The sequence below is a fragment of the Halalkalibacter wakoensis JCM 9140 genome (genome assembly GCF_000513095.1).
Taxonomy (GTDB): Bacteria; Bacillota; Bacilli; order Bacillales; family Bacillaceae_D; genus Halalkalibacter; species Halalkalibacter wakoensis.
On record NZ_BAUT01000001.1, the window covers coordinates 102,818 to 120,667 of the forward strand.

17 protein-coding genes and 1 pseudogene are annotated in these 17,850 nt (G+C 38.9%); 16 read left to right on the forward strand and 2 right to left on the reverse strand.

The annotated features are described in order from the left end of the window. The first annotated feature begins 25 nt into the window (after positions 1–25). Positions 26–106 (forward strand): stage V sporulation protein SpoVM, encoded by an 81-nt coding sequence (gene spoVM, locus JCM9140_RS00510; protein WP_034629734.1) that lies wholly within the window; start codon positions 26–28, stop codon positions 104–106. A gap of 48 nt (positions 107–154) precedes the next feature. On the opposite strand, the gene rpmB is transcribed toward spoVM, so the two are convergent. After that, entirely contained in the window at positions 155–343 is a 189-nt protein-coding gene (gene rpmB / locus JCM9140_RS00515) for a 50S ribosomal protein L28 (protein ID WP_034629733.1), read from the reverse strand. A gap of 226 nt (positions 344–569) precedes the next feature. Here rpmB and JCM9140_RS00520 point away from each other — a divergent pair, with 226 nt between their 5' ends. From JCM9140_RS00520 to rnc, 12 genes and pseudogenes are all read left to right on the forward strand, one after another. Beyond that, positions 570–932, forward strand: a complete 363-nt coding sequence (locus JCM9140_RS00520) for an Asp23/Gls24 family envelope stress response protein (protein WP_034740854.1) — start codon at positions 570–572, stop codon at positions 930–932. Between the two features lie 61 nt (positions 933–993). After that, a pseudogene (locus JCM9140_RS00525) lies at positions 994–2,648 on the forward strand (DAK2 domain-containing protein). A 19-nt stretch (positions 2,649–2,667) separates the two neighbouring features. Then, on the forward strand, positions 2,668–3,525 hold the full coding sequence (locus JCM9140_RS00530) for a DegV family protein (protein WP_034740858.1): 858 nt from the start codon (positions 2,668–2,670) through the stop codon (positions 3,523–3,525). Between the two features lie 170 nt (positions 3,526–3,695). Next, positions 3,696–4,358, forward strand: a complete 663-nt coding sequence (gene sdaAB, locus JCM9140_RS00535) for an L-serine ammonia-lyase, iron-sulfur-dependent subunit beta (protein WP_034740861.1) — start codon at positions 3,696–3,698, stop codon at positions 4,356–4,358. Positions 4,359–4,384: 26 nt separating this feature from the next. Then, positions 4,385–5,272, forward strand: coding sequence for an L-serine ammonia-lyase, iron-sulfur-dependent, subunit alpha (gene sdaAA, locus JCM9140_RS00540; RefSeq protein WP_034740864.1), 888 nt, complete (start codon positions 4,385–4,387; stop codon positions 5,270–5,272). Continuing rightward, the gene (gene recG / locus JCM9140_RS00545; RefSeq protein WP_034740867.1) at positions 5,269–7,317 is read left to right on the forward strand and encodes an ATP-dependent DNA helicase RecG; all 2,049 of its coding nucleotides are present in this window, start codon (positions 5,269–5,271) and stop codon (positions 7,315–7,317) included. The genes sdaAA and recG overlap by 4 nt, the downstream gene beginning before the upstream one ends. 145 nt (positions 7,318–7,462) lie before the next feature. Beyond that, positions 7,463–7,981, forward strand: a complete 519-nt coding sequence (gene fapR / locus JCM9140_RS00550) for a transcription factor FapR (protein WP_235715241.1) — start codon at positions 7,463–7,465, stop codon at positions 7,979–7,981. After that, on the forward strand, positions 7,978–8,973 hold the full coding sequence (plsX, locus tag JCM9140_RS00555; protein ID WP_034740871.1) for a phosphate acyltransferase PlsX: 996 nt from the start codon (positions 7,978–7,980) through the stop codon (positions 8,971–8,973). Before fapR ends, plsX begins: the two co-directional genes overlap by 4 nt. A gap of 13 nt (positions 8,974–8,986) precedes the next feature. Then, a complete protein-coding gene (fabD, locus tag JCM9140_RS00560; protein ID WP_034740874.1) occupies positions 8,987–9,937 on the forward strand; it encodes an ACP S-malonyltransferase in 951 nt (316 codons plus the stop codon). After that, positions 9,937–10,677, forward strand: a complete 741-nt coding sequence (fabG, locus tag JCM9140_RS00565; protein WP_034741291.1) for a 3-oxoacyl-[acyl-carrier-protein] reductase — start codon at positions 9,937–9,939, stop codon at positions 10,675–10,677. Before fabD ends, fabG begins: the two co-directional genes overlap by 1 nt. 518 nt (positions 10,678–11,195) lie before the next feature. After that, a complete protein-coding gene (gene acpP / locus JCM9140_RS00570) occupies positions 11,196–11,429 on the forward strand; it encodes an acyl carrier protein (protein ID WP_034740877.1) in 234 nt (77 codons plus the stop codon). 226 nt (positions 11,430–11,655) lie between these two features. Continuing rightward, positions 11,656–12,378: a ribonuclease III gene (gene rnc / locus JCM9140_RS00575; protein WP_034741293.1), complete on the forward strand. Its 723-nt coding sequence runs from the start codon at positions 11,656–11,658 to the stop codon at positions 12,376–12,378. A 64-nt stretch (positions 12,379–12,442) separates the two neighbouring features. Here rnc and JCM9140_RS00580 read toward each other — a convergent pair whose 3' ends face one another. After that, positions 12,443–12,664 carry a DUF1128 domain-containing protein gene (locus JCM9140_RS00580; RefSeq protein ID WP_034740880.1) on the reverse strand — a complete coding sequence of 74 codons (222 nt, stop codon included), beginning with the start codon at positions 12,662–12,664 and terminating at the stop codon, positions 12,443–12,445. Between the two features lie 134 nt (positions 12,665–12,798). On the opposite strand from JCM9140_RS00580, the gene smc reads away from it, so the two are divergent. The 3 genes from smc to JCM9140_RS00595 all read left to right on the forward strand — a co-directional run bounded on the left by smc (position 12,799) and on the right by JCM9140_RS00595 (position 17,839). Beyond that, a complete protein-coding gene (gene smc / locus JCM9140_RS00585; protein ID WP_034740882.1) occupies positions 12,799–16,365 on the forward strand; it encodes a chromosome segregation protein SMC in 3,567 nt (1,188 codons plus the stop codon). Between the two features lie 56 nt (positions 16,366–16,421). Beyond that, on the forward strand, positions 16,422–17,417 hold the full coding sequence (gene ftsY / locus JCM9140_RS00590) for a signal recognition particle-docking protein FtsY (protein WP_034740884.1): 996 nt from the start codon (positions 16,422–16,424) through the stop codon (positions 17,415–17,417). Between the two features lie 92 nt (positions 17,418–17,509). Then, complete coding sequence (locus JCM9140_RS00595; RefSeq protein WP_034740887.1) at positions 17,510–17,839, forward strand: putative DNA-binding protein; 330 nt, start codon at positions 17,510–17,512, stop codon at positions 17,837–17,839. Positions 17,840–17,850: the final 11 nt, after the last annotated feature.

Here is a 17,850-nt window from a genome sequence, read left to right on the forward strand (position 1 = left end):
CTATTCACGTTGAGGAGGAGGAGCTATGAAATTCTACACGATCAAGCTACCTAAATTTCTAGGTGGGTTTGTCAAGGCAGTATTGAACTCATTAAAAAAAGGCTAACAAAAAAGCACCGAATTCGGTGCTTTTTTGTTAGCGTTGTAAGACAACTTATACGCGTTCTACTTTACCAGACTTAAGTGCGCGAGTAGAAACGTACACACGTTTTGGTTTACCGTCTACTAAAATACGTACCTTTTGAACGTTTGCACCCCAACGGCGCTTCGTTTTATTAAGTGCGTGAGAACGTTTGTTTCCCGTGCGAGCTTGTTTTCCTGTAATATAACATTTACGTGCCATGATATGCACCTCCTTATTCCCAATACAGACACTTGAAATCATACTTGAATATAGTAGCATAGCCCTTGGTATAATGCAATAGGTTCGTGAAAAGTTTATCAAGTATTCTTACTTGACACTTACCACTTGAAAAAACTTACACTTTTGCGTACGCTTTTAAATTAGAGCATAGTATAGTAAAATGATAGTAGTGAATCAAGTTTGTCTTCGAGAGGGAGGAATGGGAATGTCAATCGAAATGAAAACTCAACTAGGGGTTGTAGATGTATCAAAGGATGTTGTTGCAACAATTGCTGGTGGAGCAGCTGTAGATTGTTATGGAATTGTCGGAATGGCTTCTCAAAAGCAACTGAAAGATGGTCTTACCGATTTACTTGGAAAAGAGAACTTTCGCCGGGGCGTCGTCATTCGTGAAGACGAAGAACAAATTCATATCGATATGTACATTATCGTTAGCTATGGAACAAAAATTTCTGAAGTAGCTTACAACGTACAAACAAAAGTAAAATACCAACTAGAACAAATGTTAGGGCTTGATGTTGATTCCCTGAACATCTTTGTTCAAGGGGTCCGCGTGACGAACCCGTAAGTGCTTGGTTAGGAGGAAAAAGTTCGTGGCAAAACAAATTGAAGGTAAACAGCTTGCCTACATGTTTATTGAGGGAGCAGCTAATTTATCAAGGCATGTTAAAGTGGTGGATGCACTAAATGTGTTTCCTGTACCAGATGGGGACACTGGTACGAATATGAATCTTTCTATTACTTCAGGAGTAAAGGAAGTAAAACTTGCTATTCAAGATGACTCCAGTAAAGTAGCTGCTTCTTTTGCGAAGGGGTTATTAATGGGAGCAAGAGGAAATTCAGGGGTCATCCTTTCCCAGCTGTTTCGTGGATTTTCAAAGCATGTAGAAGGCAAAGCTCAAATTTCAGCTACTGATTTAGCTCAAGCTTTTGAAAGTGGTGTACAGACAGCTTATAAAGCTGTCATGAAACCAGTTGAAGGGACGATCCTAACAGTAGCGAAGGATGCAGCAAAGCATTCAATGAAAATAGCGAAAAAACATGATGATGTTATATATGTCATGGAAGAAACGTTAAAAGAAGCGAAAGAGTCGTTAAAGCGTACACCTGATTTATTACCTGTTTTAAAAGAAGTTGGTGTAGTCGATTCAGGTGGGCAAGGTTTAGTTTATATTTATGAAGGTTTCTTAGCTGTTCTAAAGGGCGAGGAGCTTTCGGATGTTTCACCTGTAGATGAGGTTTCCATGGATAACCTTGTTAAAATGGAGCATCACAATGCGCAAAGTCACATGGCTACAGAGGATATTGAATTTGGTTTCTGTACAGAAGTGATGGTTCGAATTGAGGATGATAAAATCAGAAAACATCCTTATGTCGAATCTGATTTTAGAGAAGAGCTGAGCCAAATTGGAGATTCCCTTCTTGTTGTTTCAGATGACGATTTAATAAAAGTACATATTCATGCTGAACAACCAGGAGAAGTTTTAACGAAAGCTCAACGCTATGGCGAATTGATTAATATTAAAATTGAGAACATGCGTGAACAACATACTCATTTACTTGATGAAACGAAAGAAGCGTATGGCCAGAATACGAGTCAAGATGTGGTATCAAAGAAAAAGGAAAAAAGTGAGTTTGGAATTGTAACGGTCGCAATGGGAGATGGGATCGCAAATCTTTTCAAAGGGTTAGGAGCTGGGGTTGTCATTGAAGGTGGACAAACAATGAACCCAAGTACGGAAGATATTGTGAATGCGATTGAAGAAGTTCATGCAGAAAAAGTGATTATTTTACCAAATAACGGCAACATTATTATGGCTGCAGAGCAAGCAGCAGAAGTTGTTGGTGAGAAAGCGATTGTTGTTCCTTCGAAAACGGTGCCACAAGGGTTAGCTGCGTTGCTTTCATTTAACCCAACTCAAGGTCTAGAAGTAAATGGTGGAATGATGAAGGATGCTCTGTCAACAGTTAAATCAGGCAAGTTACCTATGCCGTACGTGACACAAATATTGATGGAATTGACATTAAAAAAGACGATTTTATGGGTATTGCTGAGAAGAAAATTGTCAGCTCAGGATCTGACATTTTAGATGTGACAAAACAACTCTTCACGCAAATGATAGACGATGAAACGGAAATTGTGACTCTGTTACAAGGCGAAGATGCGGCTGATGAACAAACGAATATTCTTGTTCAATTTATAGAAAAAGAATTTCCTGAAGTAGAAGTCGATGTACACTTAGGAAATCAACCGCTTTACTCATACATTATTTCTGTTGAGTAAAGGCAAAGGAGCGATTGATGTGCCAAAGATTAAAGTTGTAACAGATAGTACGGCTGATCTTCCAGCTAGCCTGGCGGAAGATTTAGGAATTACAATTGTTCCACTTAATGTGATTTTCTCAGAAACAGAATCATATGAAGATGGTGTGACGTTAACAGCAGATGAATTTTATGAAAAAGTGACTCAGTCAAATACAATCCCTTCCACTTCTCAACCGACACCATATCAGTTTGAAGAAGTCTATCGTTCCATTTTAAGTGAAGGTGACACGAAAATAATTTCGATTCATATCTCTTCTAAAATGAGTGGGACGTACCAGGCAGCTACGATTGCTAAGCAATCAATGGATGACGATGATTCAATCATCGTTGTTGATTCAAAGCGAGCATCTTATGCCATTGGGATTATTGTTGCAGAAATTGCAAAGTTAGCTAAAGAAGGCGCTTCTCTTGAAGAGTGTCGTTTGAGGTTAGACGAATTACTAAACGATACAAATGTCTTTTTTATGGTCGATACACTTGAATATCTTCAAAAGAATGGACGAATTGGGAAAGCTTCTGCAATGTTAGGTTCTATATTGAAAATCAAACCTATTTTAACGTTAACAGAAGAAGGAGAGGTTACCCCTTTTAGTAAAAAAGTTCGTGGACAAAAAAAGGCATTAAACCGTATTGTTGAAATACTGAAAGAAAAGTATGGATCTGATTCAGTTCATATAGGGATTTCGCATGCAGTGAATGAATCTCTGGCTGAGGAAATGATTCTTAGGTTACAGGAAGAATTTGATGTGAAGAGCAGTGTTGTAACGTCAATTGGTGCTGTTATTGGATCTCATGTAGGTCCGGGTACGATTTCAATAGCCATAACGAAAGCTTAACAAATGGATTAAATATGAGGGTGACTCATGTAAAGAAGTCTTGCTACTAGTGTGCAATAGATAATGGAAAGCATCTTGTTTTTCGTTGTTATAATTGTTTTTGCTACGTACAGGCTCAACTTGGGTCACTTCTTTTTCGTTTAAAAGGATAGTTCTAAGGAGGTTGGTTCATGAAGTACCGAACGGTTTTTGATATTATTGGCCCGATTATGATTGGCCCGTCTAGCTCACATACGGCTGGAGCAGCAAGGATTGGTAAAGTGGCCCGAACGTTATTTGCTGAAAAACCAGATCAAGCAAATATTTATTTCTATGGTTCTTTTGCCAAAACGTATAGAGGTCATGCTACAGATGTTGCCATAGTTGGAGGTATATTAGACTTCGAAACCTCAGATGAAAGAATAACGGAAGCATTAACCATTGCAAAAGATCAAAATATAGAAGTGAATTTTTTTGAGGAAGAAGCCATTGCTGAACATCCGAATACAGCTAAAATTATCCTTTCCAAAGGTAATCATAAACTGGAGCTTGTAGGTATTTCAATTGGTGGTGGTAAAATAGAAATCACTGAATTAAATGGTTTTGCTCTTAAGTTATCTGGTAACCATCCTGCTATACTTGTCGTTCATAATGATCGTTATGGGGTCATTGCAGGAGTTTCACATGTTCTTGCTAAATATGAAATAAACATTGGCCACATGGAAGTATCAAGGAAAGAGCGTGGAAAAGAAGCCCTAATGGTCATTGAGGTAGATCAAAACGTAGAAAATCCGTTATTAGTAGAGTTAGAAAAATTGCCTAACATTATGAACGTTACAAAGATACACGACTAAAAAATGATAAGAAGAGGGGAATCCTCATGTTCAAAAATGTAGCTGAGCTAATTAATTTAGCTGAAGTAAATGAAAAAAAGATTTCAGAAGTAATGATTGAACAAGAGATGGAAGTGACGGGCCGTACGCGAGAAGACATAACTTCACAAATGGAAAAGAACTTACACGTTATGAAAGCGGCCGTTGAGAGAGGAATTTCAGAAAAAGTGCGGTCTGTTTCTGGTTTAACAGGTGGAGATGCTGTTCTTCTCCAGGATTATATCAATCGAGGCAATTACTTATCGAGTGAGACCGTTTTAGATGCAGTTAGTAAAGCTGTGGCAACAAATGAGGTTAATGCAGCAATGGGAATGATTTGTGCAACACCTACTGCTGGTTCTGCGGGAGTAGTACCAGGTGTATTATTTGGGATGACAAAAAGATTAAAGCCGACTGATGAGCAAATGGTCCGATATTTATTCGTAGCGGGTGCATTTGGATTTGTTGTTGCAAATAATGCATCTATCTCAGGAGCGGCTGGTGGTTGTCAAGCAGAAGTTGGTTCAGCAACCGGTATGGCGGCAGCTGCCTTAGTGGAACTAGCGGGCGGAACGCCAAGACAATCCGCTGAAGCTATGGCGATTGCGTTGAAAAATATGTTGGGGCTTGTATGCGATCCTGTAGCCGGGTTGGTGGAAGTACCATGTGTAAAACGTAATGCAATAGGTGCGTCGATAGCTGTTGTTGCTGCTGATATGGCATTAGCAGGAATTACAAGTCGGATTCCATGTGATGAAGTGATTGATGCCATGTATAAAATTGGACAGACGATGCCTGAGGCGTTAAGAGAAACGGGACAAGGAGGTTTGGCGGCGACAAAGACTGGACGAGAGCTAGAAGCTAAAATTTACGGTGAGTCGCAGAAACGAAAATGAGTGGAGCAATGAATAGACCAGTTATTGAAGTGAATGGGATTGGTGAGGAAACAGCAAAGCAATTAGAAGGATTACGAATTTATACGGTTGGTGATTTGCTTGAGCATTTCCCATTTCGGTATGAGGACTATCAATTAAAAGATTTACATGAAGTAAAGCATGAGGAACGTGTGACGGTTAATGGTATTGTTCAAAGTGAACCGTCCATTCGTTATTTTGGTAAGAAAAAAAACAGACTAACTTTTCGCTTCTTGGTGAATCAAGTATTAATTACGGTTACGTTCTTTAACAGAGCTTTTTTGAAAAGCAAAGTTACAGTTGGGACGGAATTGACGATTACAGGAAAATGGGATCAGCACCGGATGACGATAACGGGAAATGAGCTACAAGCAGGCCAGGTTATTAGAGATACAACTATTTCTCCCATCTACTCTGTCGCAGGTAAACTAACAACTAAGGCACTGAAAAAATATATTTATCAAGCAATGAAACAGTTCGGCTCGGAATTGACGGATCTATTGCCTGATGAGCTGCTTCAAAAATATAAACTACCAACAAAAAAAGAAGCTTTATCCAGGTTGCATTGTCCCCCGAATGCTGAATCAATGAAACATGCAAGAAGAAGAATGGTTTACGAGGAATTTCTTTTATTTCAATTAAAAATGCAAGTTTTCAGAAAGGTAAATAGAGATAAATCTCAAGGGAAAGCCATCATTATTCCAAAAGAAGAAATTGAGCGTTTTATGACAGAGCTTCCGTTCCCGTTAACAGGTGCGCAAGAACGAGTTGTGAATGAAATCATAAAGGATATAGAGTCTGATTACCGCATGAATCGTTTGCTACAAGGAGATGTAGGTTCAGGGAAAACCGTTGTAGCAGCGATTTGTATGTATGCGATCGTTTGTTCAGGCTATCAAGCAGCTTTAATGGTACCGACGGAAATTTTAGCGGAGCAGCATGTCCAATCCTTGAAAAGCTTATTAGAGCCCTTTGATGTTACGGTTGAGCTACTAGCAGGATCGGTTAAAGGTAAAAAGCGGAGAGAACGTTTGGATAGAATAAAAAATGGTGACATTCAAGTCGTCGTTGGGACTCATGCTTTAATACAAGATGATGTCCATTTTTCTCGTCTTGGCTTGGTCATTACAGATGAGCAACATCGTTTTGGTGTTGAACAAAGGCGTGTATTAAGAGACAAAGGAGAAAATCCCGATGTTCTTTTTATGACAGCTACGCCGATTCCTAGAACGTTAGCCATCTCTGTTTTCGGAGACATGGATGTCTCCATCATTGATGAAATGCCAGCAGGAAGAAAAACAATTGAAACTTATTGGGCTAAACCAGACATGCTTGAAAGAGTGTTAGATTTCATAGAAAAAGAACTGAAAGAAGGAAGACAGGCTTATGTTATTTGCCCGTTAATTGAGGAATCTGAAAAATTGGATGTTCAAAATGCCATTGATGTTCATATGATTCTGCAGCAACATTACAAAGACAAATGGAAGGTCGGTTTGATGCATGGGCGCCTTCATGCATCTGAAAAAGATGCAGTAATGGAATCTTTTAGTCTAAATGAGACACAAATCCTCGTTTCTACCACCGTCGTGGAAGTAGGAGTGAATGTTCCTAATGCGACGATCATGGTTATCTATGATGCGGAGAGGTTTGGTTTGGCTCAACTTCATCAGCTTAGAGGAAGAGTTGGGCGGGGAGATGCCCAATCCTATTGTGTATTGTTAGCTGATCCGAAATCAGAAGTTGGAAAAGAAAGAATGAAGATTATGACGGAAACGAATGACGGATTTACCCTTTCAGAAAGGGATTTAGAACTTAGAGGTCCTGGAGACTTTTTTGGAGCAAAGCAAAGTGGGTTACCAGATTTTAAAGTAGCGGATGTTGTTCATGATTACCGAGCATTAGAAGTAGCTAGACAGGATGCGGCAACAATGTTTCAATCAAAACAATTTTGGCAAGAGAAAAAGTATGAAGGATTACGTCAGTATGTTGAACAACAAGGTGTATTAAATGGTCAAAAAATTGATTGACTATTGAAATCACTGGAAAGCAATTATATACTACTCTTAGTACCTAGTCATATATTCGTTGTATTAAAATAGGCGGTGAATGCATGAAGCGTAAAAAAAGGAAAGACAGGACCTTTTGAGGGAAACGTTAGAAGAGAACCCTTTTATGACAGATGAAGATTTAGCTGATCAATTCTCTGTTAGTATTCAAACCATCCGCCTTGATCGGTTAGAATTAGCCATTCCGGAATTACGTGAAAGAATAAAAGGAGTTGCCAAAAAGCAGCTAGATGATGTAAAGGCATTGTCGCCTGAAGAAGTAATTGGGGAAATCATTGACCTTCAGTTAGATGAACGAGCTATTTCTATTTTAGATGTAAGAATAGAGCACGTATTTGCTAGAACAGGCATTGCGCGGGGACATCATTTATTCGCCCAAGCTAATTCATTAGCTGTTGCTATTATTAATGATGAACTGGCTCTTACACAAAAAGCAACTATTCGCTTTACAAGACAAGTTCAGGCCGGTGAAAGAGTCATTGCAAAAGCTAGCGTGAAGGGAACAGAAAAAGAAAGAACAACAGTAGAAGTAAAAAGCTATGTTGACAAAGAATTAGTGTTTTCAGGAGAGTTCATCATGTTTCGGACGAATGAAAGAGAAACAAAAAGGAGAGAAACTGAATGAATATAGCGATCGATGCTATGGGAGGAGATCATGCGCCCAAAGCTCAAGTTGAAGCAGCTCAAAAGGCGATACAAGCATTTCCAGAACTGAAAGTGACAATTGTTGGAAATGAAGAAGAGATTAAAAAGTATTTAACAATTGATAAAGGTATTACCATTTTACATACAACAGAAAAAATTGAAGATACGGATCAACCTACAACAGCTGTTCGCAGGAAAAAAGAGTCGTCGATGGTTTTAGCTGTTAGGGAGGTAAAGGAAGGGCGAGCAGATGCTTGTATTTCAGCTGGGAATACTGGTGCTTTAATGACAGCGGGTTTGTTATATGTTGGGCGCATTAAAGGGATTGATCGTCCAGCCTTATCGCCAATGCTACCAACTTTAGATGGGAAAGGCTTCTTACTTTTAGATGTAGGTGCGAATATGGATGCTAAGCCAGAGCATCTACAACAGTACGCTATTATTGGAAAAACGTATATGGAAATGGTCCGTAACGTGAAAAATCCTCGTGTTGGGTTATTAAATGTTGGCACGGAAGATGGAAAAGGGAATGAACTTACAAAAGCAGCGTTTCCTCTATTAAAATCCAGTGATCTAAATTTTGTTGGAAATGTAGAAGCGCGAGATCTATTGTCGGGTGTAGCCGACATTGTCGTATGTGATGGTTTTTCGGGGAATCTTGTCTTAAAGTCGGTAGAAGGAACTGCAGGAACTTTGTTTTCTTTGTTGAAAAGAGAATTAACCAGTTCTTTTGTTAATAAACTTGCTGCAGGTGTTTTGAAATCAAGCTTTAAAGATATAAAAAGTCAATTAAGCTATTCAGAATATGGCGGCGCAGGTCTTTATGGCTTGAAGGCACCAGTTATAAAAGCGCACGGTTCATCCGATGAGACAGCCTTCTTTCATGCCATTAGGCAAGCAAAAGAAATGGTAAATCATCAAGTTGTCACGATTATCAAAAATGAAGTCGCTAAAGTTGAAGAAAAAGAGTAAAGGGGGGACGAATATGGCCAAAGTTGCTTTTTTATTTCCAGGTCAAGGGTCTCAATCTGTTGGTATGGGGCAAGAATTATTAAATAAAGAGCAAGTTAGTAAAAAAATCTTTGAAGCAGCTGACAAAACGCTAGGTTATTCTTTAACAGAGATTATGGTCAATGGTCCTGAAGAAACGTTAAGAAGAACTGAACATACACAACCTGCACTATTAACGATGAGCACAGCTGTGTTGGAACTTTTTAAAGAAGAGAACATTAAGCCCGATTTTGTAGCTGGACATAGTTTAGGAGAATACAGTGCATTAGTTGCCGCTGGAGCAATGACGTTTGAGGATGCGGTGTTTGCAGTTAGAAATCGTGGTTTATTCATGGAAGAAGCTGTGCCTTTTGGAGAGGGTGCAATGGCTGCGGTTTTAGGGTTAGAACGAGAAGTTTTAGAAGACGTATGCCAAAGCGTAAGCAAGGAAACTTCTGAATCAGCTGAATTAGCGAACTTAAATTGTCCAGGACAAATTGTGATTTCCGGCTCTGCCAAAGGGGTGGAAATAGCTGGAGAAAAAGCAAAAGAAGCGGGTGCAAAAAGAGTGATTCCATTACAAGTGAGTGGACCGTTTCATTCGAGCTTGATGAAGCCGGCAGCCGACAAATTAGAAGGTGTTTTGAAGGATTTAACCGTTACAGATGCAACGGTACCAGTCATCGCTAATAGTACAGCGAATGCAGTTCAAGACGCTTCCGAAATTAGAAAAAACCTTATAGAACAAGTATACTCACCAGTTCTTTGGGAGGATACGATTCGGACGCTATTGGATGAGGGTGTTGATTTATTCGTAGAAGTTGGGTCTGGCAATGTTTTAGCAGGTCTTGTTCGTAAGGTGCAAAGAAGAGCAAACGTCGTTTCAGTCAGTGATCGAGATGGTGTGCTGAAAGTGAAAGAAATGCTAGAAGGAGTGACAGGATGATGTTACAAGGGAAAACAGCGATTGTCACGGGAGCTTCTCGTGGAATTGGAAAAGCTACTGCTATTGAGCTTGCTCGAAATGGTGCGAATGTCGTGGTCAATTATGCTGGCAGTCAAGAACGAGCAGAACAAGTTGTGGCTGAAATCAAAGGTCTTGGTGTAGATGCTCTAGCGATTCAAGCAAATGTAGCAAACAGTGAAGAAGTGCAGGCGATGGTCAAAGAAACAATTGACGCTTTTGGCCGTGTAGATATTCTTGTGAACAATGCTGGGATCACAAAAGATAATTTGCTTATGAGGATGAAAGAAGACGAGTGGGACGCTGTTATAAACACGAACCTTAAGGGTGTTTTTAACTGTGGAAAAGCTGTTACAAGGCAAATGATGAAGCAACGTTATGGTCGTATTATCAATGTAGCCTCAGTTGTAGGAGTTCTTGGTAATCCTGGACAAGCCAATTACGTAGCAGCTAAAGCTGGTGTGATCGGATTAACGAAGTCGATGGCAAGAGAATTAGCTAATCGAAACATTCATGTAAACGCAGTAGCTCCTGGGTTTATTGAAACAGATATGACAGATGAGCTAGGAGAGGATATTAAGGGGCAATTGCTTACCCAAATTCCGCTCGCTACACTAGGAAAACCAGAAAACATTGCGAATGTCATACGCTTCCTAGCAAGCCCAGATGCAGACTACATGACAGGCCAAACCCTCCACGTAGACGGAGGAATGGTTATGTAGAGTTTATACCAAAAGGGTGACTTTCCCTTTTGGTATAAACTCGAAGCGATGAGCGAAGCCGCCGTTATGTTTTAAGCCTTTAAGAGTGGTCTTCTCCTAAAGGCGCACGGCGAGTGAAGCCATCGCAACAGGTTCGCACTGTTAAAGAGAAAGGGTGACTTTCCTTTTGGTATAAACTCGAAGCGTTGAGCGAAGCCGCCGTTATGTTTTAAGCCTTTAGGAGTGATCTTCTCCTAAAGGCGCACGGCGAGTGAAGCCATCGCAACAGGTTCGCACTGTTAAAGAGAAAGGGTGACTTTTCTTTGGTGAACTTTTTTTCGTGAAAAATGGCTGGTTTTTCTCATATTGAAATGAAGTGACCATGGAACAGTCATCGACTCGAATCCAGTCGATTAGAATGTTTTATTGTAAATTGTTGAAAAGTTAGTTGACAGAGAGGGTGTTCATAGGTAAACTTTTCCTAGCCTTCACCTGTAGTGGTGCAACTTGCGTTAATTTTGAGAGGAGGTGAACGAAACATGGCAGATACATTATCACGTGTTACGAAAATCGTTGTTGATCGTTTAGGTGTGGAAGAAGCAGAAGTGAAACCAGAAGCTTCATTCAAAGATGATCTAGGCGCTGACTCATTGGATGTTGTAGAACTTGTTATGGAGCTTGAAGATGAGTTTGATTTAGAAATTTCTGATGAGGAAGCTGAAAAAATCTCAACTGTAGCGGATGTAGTTGATTACATAAACAGCCGTCAGTAAGAGTGGTTAGGTTGTCTCAGAGTGTCTTAAGCTTCTTATGGTGATGAAACGTACGTTCGTCCTTCTGGGAGTTTAAAGCTTGGTGAGACAACCTCTTCCTTTCAAAAGACTTTCCAAAGCCTTTGTTTAATTTATAGTGTTGGAGGTAGCTATGCCACAATCTTCGAAATACCATCGGAAATCGAAGTCCCATTATTCAAATGATCGAAGACGGGGAAATCGTAAAATGATTCTTACAGAAGAACAGAAAAAACAGTTTGATGATTTAATGCAGCGAACTGAGTTGACTTTTGAAAACAAAAAGCTTTTAATTCAAGCTTTCACCCATTCATCCTATGTGAATGAGCACCGAATTTATTCTTTTCAAGATAATGAACGTTTAGAGTTTTTAGGAGATGCTGTACTAGAGCTTTCCGTCTCACAGTTTTTATTTAAGAAATTTAAAACGATGAGTGAAGGGGATATGACGAAACTGCGAGCATCTATTGTTTGTGAGCCGTCACTTGCCCAATTTGCACTTGAGTTAAAATTTGGGGAGATTGTGCTGTTAGGAAAAGGAGAAGAAATGACAGGTGGTCGTGCAAGACCAGCTCTATTAGCAGATGTATTTGAAGCGTTTATTGGTGCTCTTTATCTTGATCAAGGATTAGATTCTGTACTGAAATTTTTGAATGATACGATGTATCCAAAAATTAATGAGGGTGCTTTTTCTCATATGATGGATTTCAAAAGTCAGCTTCAAGAGTTCATTCAACGTGATAACCTAGGACAGATCCAATACATTATCGTACAAGAAAGAGGTCCGGCACATAATCGAGAGTTTGTCTCAGAGGTACAGTTGAATGAAGCAGCTCTTGGAATTGGAACTGGGCGTTCAAAGAAAGAAGCAGAGCAACACGCTGCGCAACAAGCCTTAATGAAGTTAAGTGAGCAAGAAAAGTTAAAATAACAAAAAAGTCCTCTCATAATGACAATTCGAGAGGACTTTTTGTTTGCGTTCAAAAGCTTCCTGGCTATTTGCGTAGTTTTCCTAGTTCGGTTACGATGGCATCTAGCTCACTTACGGAGAAAGAAGATTTCTTTTTAATCATTTCATAAATGTCACGAAGATCTTCATATTGTTCAGTATCAAAGCTTTTTGAGTTAAGGGCACCAGCATTTACAATTTGTAGTTTGTTTTTAATCTCTTCAATCATGTATTCAATGTTATCACGTGTATTGACGTCTAGATTCATGTGCTTCATTCACCCCTGTTTGGTTTATGTAAGTATCGTACCATACTGTCCATTAGTTTGTCCCATTCATCTGTAATTCAGGCTATAGCTATGGTAAAATAGATTGTTGTTAATTAAAGTAAGGGGGAAGGAATATGTTCCTCAAGCGACTTGAAGTCGTTGGGTTCAAATCTTTTGCTGAACAAATCAATATTGATTTTGTACCAGGTGTAACAGCAGTAGTTGGACCGAATGGAAGTGGAAAAAGTAATATTTCAGATAGCATTCGCTGGGTGTTAGGTGAACAGTCAGCTAAATCTTTACGTGGGTCAAAAATGGAAGACATTATATTTGCCGGTAGCGATAGTAGAAAACCATTAAATTACGCAGAAGTTAGTTTGATTTTAGATAATGAAGATCAACATCTTTCGATAGATTATAGTGAAGTTAGTGTGACAAGAAGAGTATACCGAACGGGAGAAAGTGAATATTTAATCAACAAACAAACATGCAGATTAAAAGATATCGTTGATTTATTTCTTGATTCTGGTTTAGGTAGAGAAGCCTATTCTATTATAGGGCAAGGCAAGGTAGAAGAAATCTTAAGTAACAAAGCAGAGGATCGCCGCGTTATTTTTGAAGAAGCAGCAGGTGTTTTAAAATACAAAACAAGAAAAGTAAAAGCGGAAAAACGCCTACAAGAAACACAAGAAAACCTTTATCGAGTGGAAGATATTTTACATGAACTTGAAGGACAAGTGGAGCCATTAGAAATTCAGGCATCTATTGCTAAAGATTATTTACATAAGCGGTCTGAATTAAAGGAAGTGGATATTGCTCTTCTCGTTCATGAGATTGATGAATTACATGAAACTTGGACCGAAAAGAAAAACGAACTACAACGTTTAGTTATTTCTTATGATGAGCGCCAAAAGAGATTAGATGAGATGGAACGTTTACGGATTGAATTAAGAGAAAAGACGAGTCAATTATCTTCGGCTTTCACAAATTTGCAAGATGAACTTCTACGTACGAGTGAGGATCTTGAGAAAAGTGAGGGGAAGCGAGAAGTTCTAAAAGAAAGAAAAAAGAACGCATCACAAAATAAAGAGCAGCTGCAGCGCTCTATAGAAGAGAAGACGATTCAGTTAGCAAATGTCAAAAATGATTGGAAAAAAGAACAAGTTGCCTCAAGTGAAGCGCGTCAAAAACTAAATGCATTAAAAGACGCTGTAGAAAGTAAACAACTGCTAGTTGAACGGTCAAATGTTGATATAGAAGAAGAGATTGATCAGTTAAAGGCCGATTATATTGAAGTGCTAAATGAACAAGCGAGTATTCGCAATGAAAAGCGTTATTTAGAAGAACAGCTTAGCAACCAAGAAGGAAGACAGCAGCGACTCTTGCTTGAAAATGAGGATTTACTTACAGAGCGACAACGAATACAGTTGAAGGCAAAAGCCGAAAAAGAAAATATGAGTGAAAAAGAACGGCAGTTAGAAAAAATAGGAGAAGAGTACCGACAAGTATCGCGACAATATGAACAAGATAAAGAGCGGTATCAAAAAAAACAAACGCAGTTGTATGAAACGTATCAAATGATCCAAAAAATTCAATCGCGTGCTGATGTGTTAGAGGAGATGCAAGCTGATTTCTCTGGCTTCTTTCATGGGGTTAAAGAAGTATTAAAGGCAAGAGGAGGAAAGCTTTCTGGGGTTATTGGTGCCGTAGCTGAATTATTACAAGTTCCTAAATCATATGAAACAGCGATTGAGGTTGCTTTAGGGGGGGCGTCTCAACATATTGTGATGAAATCTGAAGCAGATGCAAGGTTAGCGATTCAGTTTTTAAAACAAAATCGAATTGGACGAGCTACTTTTTTGCCACTCCCAGTCATTAAACCAAAAGTTATTCCTGATTTTCAGCTTGCGCAAATGAATAAACATTCATCTTTTATCGGTGTTGCAGCTTCATTGCTAACATATGAAAACATGTATGAGTCAATCGTTTACAATTTATTAGGAAACGTCATTATTGCAAAAGATTTACAAGGTGCAAATGAAATAGCGAAACTATCTGGACATCGTTTTCGAATTGTAACCATCGAAGGAGATGTGGTGAATCCAGGTGGATCGATGACTGGTGGGTCTGTTAAGCAGAAGCAAACACCGTTACTAGGACGCAAAAGAGAACTAGAAGATTTACAAGGTAAGCTAGTTACATTAAAAGCTGGTACAACAAAGTTAGAACAAGAGGTAAAAGGGCTGAAGCAAACTCAATTACAAATGGAACAAGCACTAGAAGAACTTCGAACAAAAGGGGAAGTAGCAAGACAGGATTTTCAAGATGCAAAATCAGCTGTTCGTGAGTTAGAACGAGAGGTAGAGCGATCTCAAGAACAATTTTCTCGTTTTGACCGAGATAAAGTAGGCTTTAAAGAAGAAATTGATCGTCTAAAAAATAGAATAATTGAACTCGAAACATCATATGAAGTGGCAACAAACGAAGCTTCTAAGTTGGAGAAAAAAGTAAAGCATTTAGAACAAGACCAGCAAATGCAGAGGGAAACAAAAGAAAATTTAAAAGAAGAATTAATGCAGGAAAAAATTGATTTGGCAACGGCTAAAGAACGTTATCATTCAATAGATGAACGGTTAAAAGCGTTAAGTAGGAGTAAAGAGGCATTAGAAGAAGAGTTAAAAGAACTGAAAGATCATTATGACTTGTTACTTGGTGAGATGACAAATCGTTCTGATGGTGAGACAAGCCTTGATTCAACGATTGAAGAAAAGCGTAAGCGAAAAGTGGAATTATCAGAAGCCATTTCAAAGATGAAGGAAGAGCGTGCAGAGGTAGAAGCAAATTATGCAGATTTAGAACATAAATTAAAAGGTGAGCAGGTAGAACTTGTTACTTTAGCGGATACATGTCGGAAAATAGAAGTGAAAGTAAATCGAATGGATGTAGAGCTTGATAATCGACTTACTCACCTTCGCGAAGAATATGAATTGTCATTTGAAGCAGCGAAAAGTCAATATGAACTGGCGCTTCCGCCTGAAGAAGCAAGGACAAAAGTAAAGCTGATTAAACTTGCGATTGAAGAGTTAGGGACGGTCAATCTTGGAGCCATTGAGGAATATGAGCGAGTGAGAGAAAGATTTGAGTTCTTGACTGAACAACAGCAAGATCTATTTACAGCCAAAACAACGTTGCACGATGTTATTTCTGAAATGGATGAAGAAATGACAAAGAGATTTCATGACTCTTATGTTCAAATACGTGCACATTTTCAAACTGTTTTTAAGCAATTATTTGGTGGTGGCCAAGCTGATTTAGTGTTAACGGAACCAGATAATTTGCTTCATACGGGTGTAGAGATCTTGGCAAAGCCACCTGGGAAGAAAATGCAAAACTTAGCCTTATTATCAGGTGGGGAAAGGTCCTTAACCGCTATTGGACTTTTGTTTGCAATCTTAAAGGTACGACCTGTACCGTTTTGTGTACTAGATGAGGTAGAGGCAGCCCTTGATGAAGCAAACGTTAGCCGTTTTGCCAATTTCTTAAAAGACTTTAGTGGAGCTACGCAATTTATTGTTATTACTCACCGGAAAGGTACAATGGAAGAAGCAGATGTCTTGTATGGGGTTACGATGCAGGAGTCTGGTGTGTCTCGTCTTGTTTCGGTTAAATTAGAGGAAACGAAAGAACTAATAGAGAGTTAGTTAGGTTCGAATTATATATATATTGAAATCTACTTAAGAAGGGCAAGGTGATCGCAATGAGTTTTTTTAAGAAATTAAAAGACAAAATAACGAATCAAACAACAGAAGTCACAGATAAGTTTAAAGAAGGATTAGAGAAAACACGTGAATCCTTTGTTGGGAAAATGAATGAGTTGGTTTACAAGTATCGAAAAGTAGATGAAGACTTTTTTGAGGAATTGGAAGAACTTCTCATTAGTTCTGATGTAGGTGTTACGACTGTTATGGATTTAATTGATGACTTAAAAGATGAAGTTCGTTTACGTAATATAAAGGATACGAAGGAAATACAACCTGTTATTTCAGAAAAGCTAGCCGAGCTCTTAGAAAAAGAAGGTGATGATACAAGCCTCAACATACAAGAAAATGGAATGACGGTTATTTTAGTTGTTGGTGTAAATGGAGTTGGAAAAACAACTTCAATTGGAAAGTTAGCTCATCATCTAAAACAACAAGGCAAATCCGTTATGATGGCAGCTGGAGATACGTTCCGTGCAGGAGCTATTGAACAGTTAGAAGTATGGGGAGAACGTGTTGGAGTTGACGTTATTAAGCAGCAAGAAGGATCGGACCCAGCAGCTGTTATGTATGATGCCTTACAGGCTGCAAAATCGCGTAATATAGATGTTTTATTATGTGATACTGCTGGACGACTTCAAAACAAAGTTAATCTTATGAATGAACTTGAAAAAGTAAAGCGGGTTATTGAACGTGAAGTTCCAGGAGCTCCCCATGAGGTTCTGCTTGTTTTAGATGCAACAACAGGTCAAAATGCGATGTCTCAAGCAAAGACATTTGGTAAAGCAACGGATGTATCTGGCATTGTTTTAACAAAGTTAGACGGGACAGCCAAAGGAGGGATTGTGCTTGCCATCCGCCATGAACTTGATATTCCTGTTAAGTTTGTTGGGCTTGGTGAGCAAATGGATGACCTTCAGGTATTTGATGCAGAACAATTTGTCTACGGATTGTTTCGAGAGTTAGTAGAAGCTGAAGTAGAAGAGGAAGAATGAAATGAATGTTAAGAAAAAAACTTGACACATAAACCTAGATGTTGTAACATGATATCTCGTAAAGGTAATTCACTTAACAAGGGGTTGGTTGTGTGTTAGATAAGACGTTTAGAATGAATTATCTATTTGACTTCTATCAGTCACTGCTAACACAGAAGCAACGAAAGTATATGTCATTGTACTACCTTGACGATTTCTCGTTAGGTGAGATTGCTGAGGAGTTTGAGGTTAGTCGCCAAGCCGTATATGATAACATTAAGCGCACAGAAGCAATGTTAGAAGATTACGAAGTGAAGTTGATGCTTCTTTCGAAATTCGAAAAGCGTACACAACTGTTAACTCAAATGAAATCGGCAGTTGAAGAAAATGCGACTCCTGAAGAGATCATGTTACTGATTGATTCTCTTGAGAAATTAGACTAGGAGGCGACAAC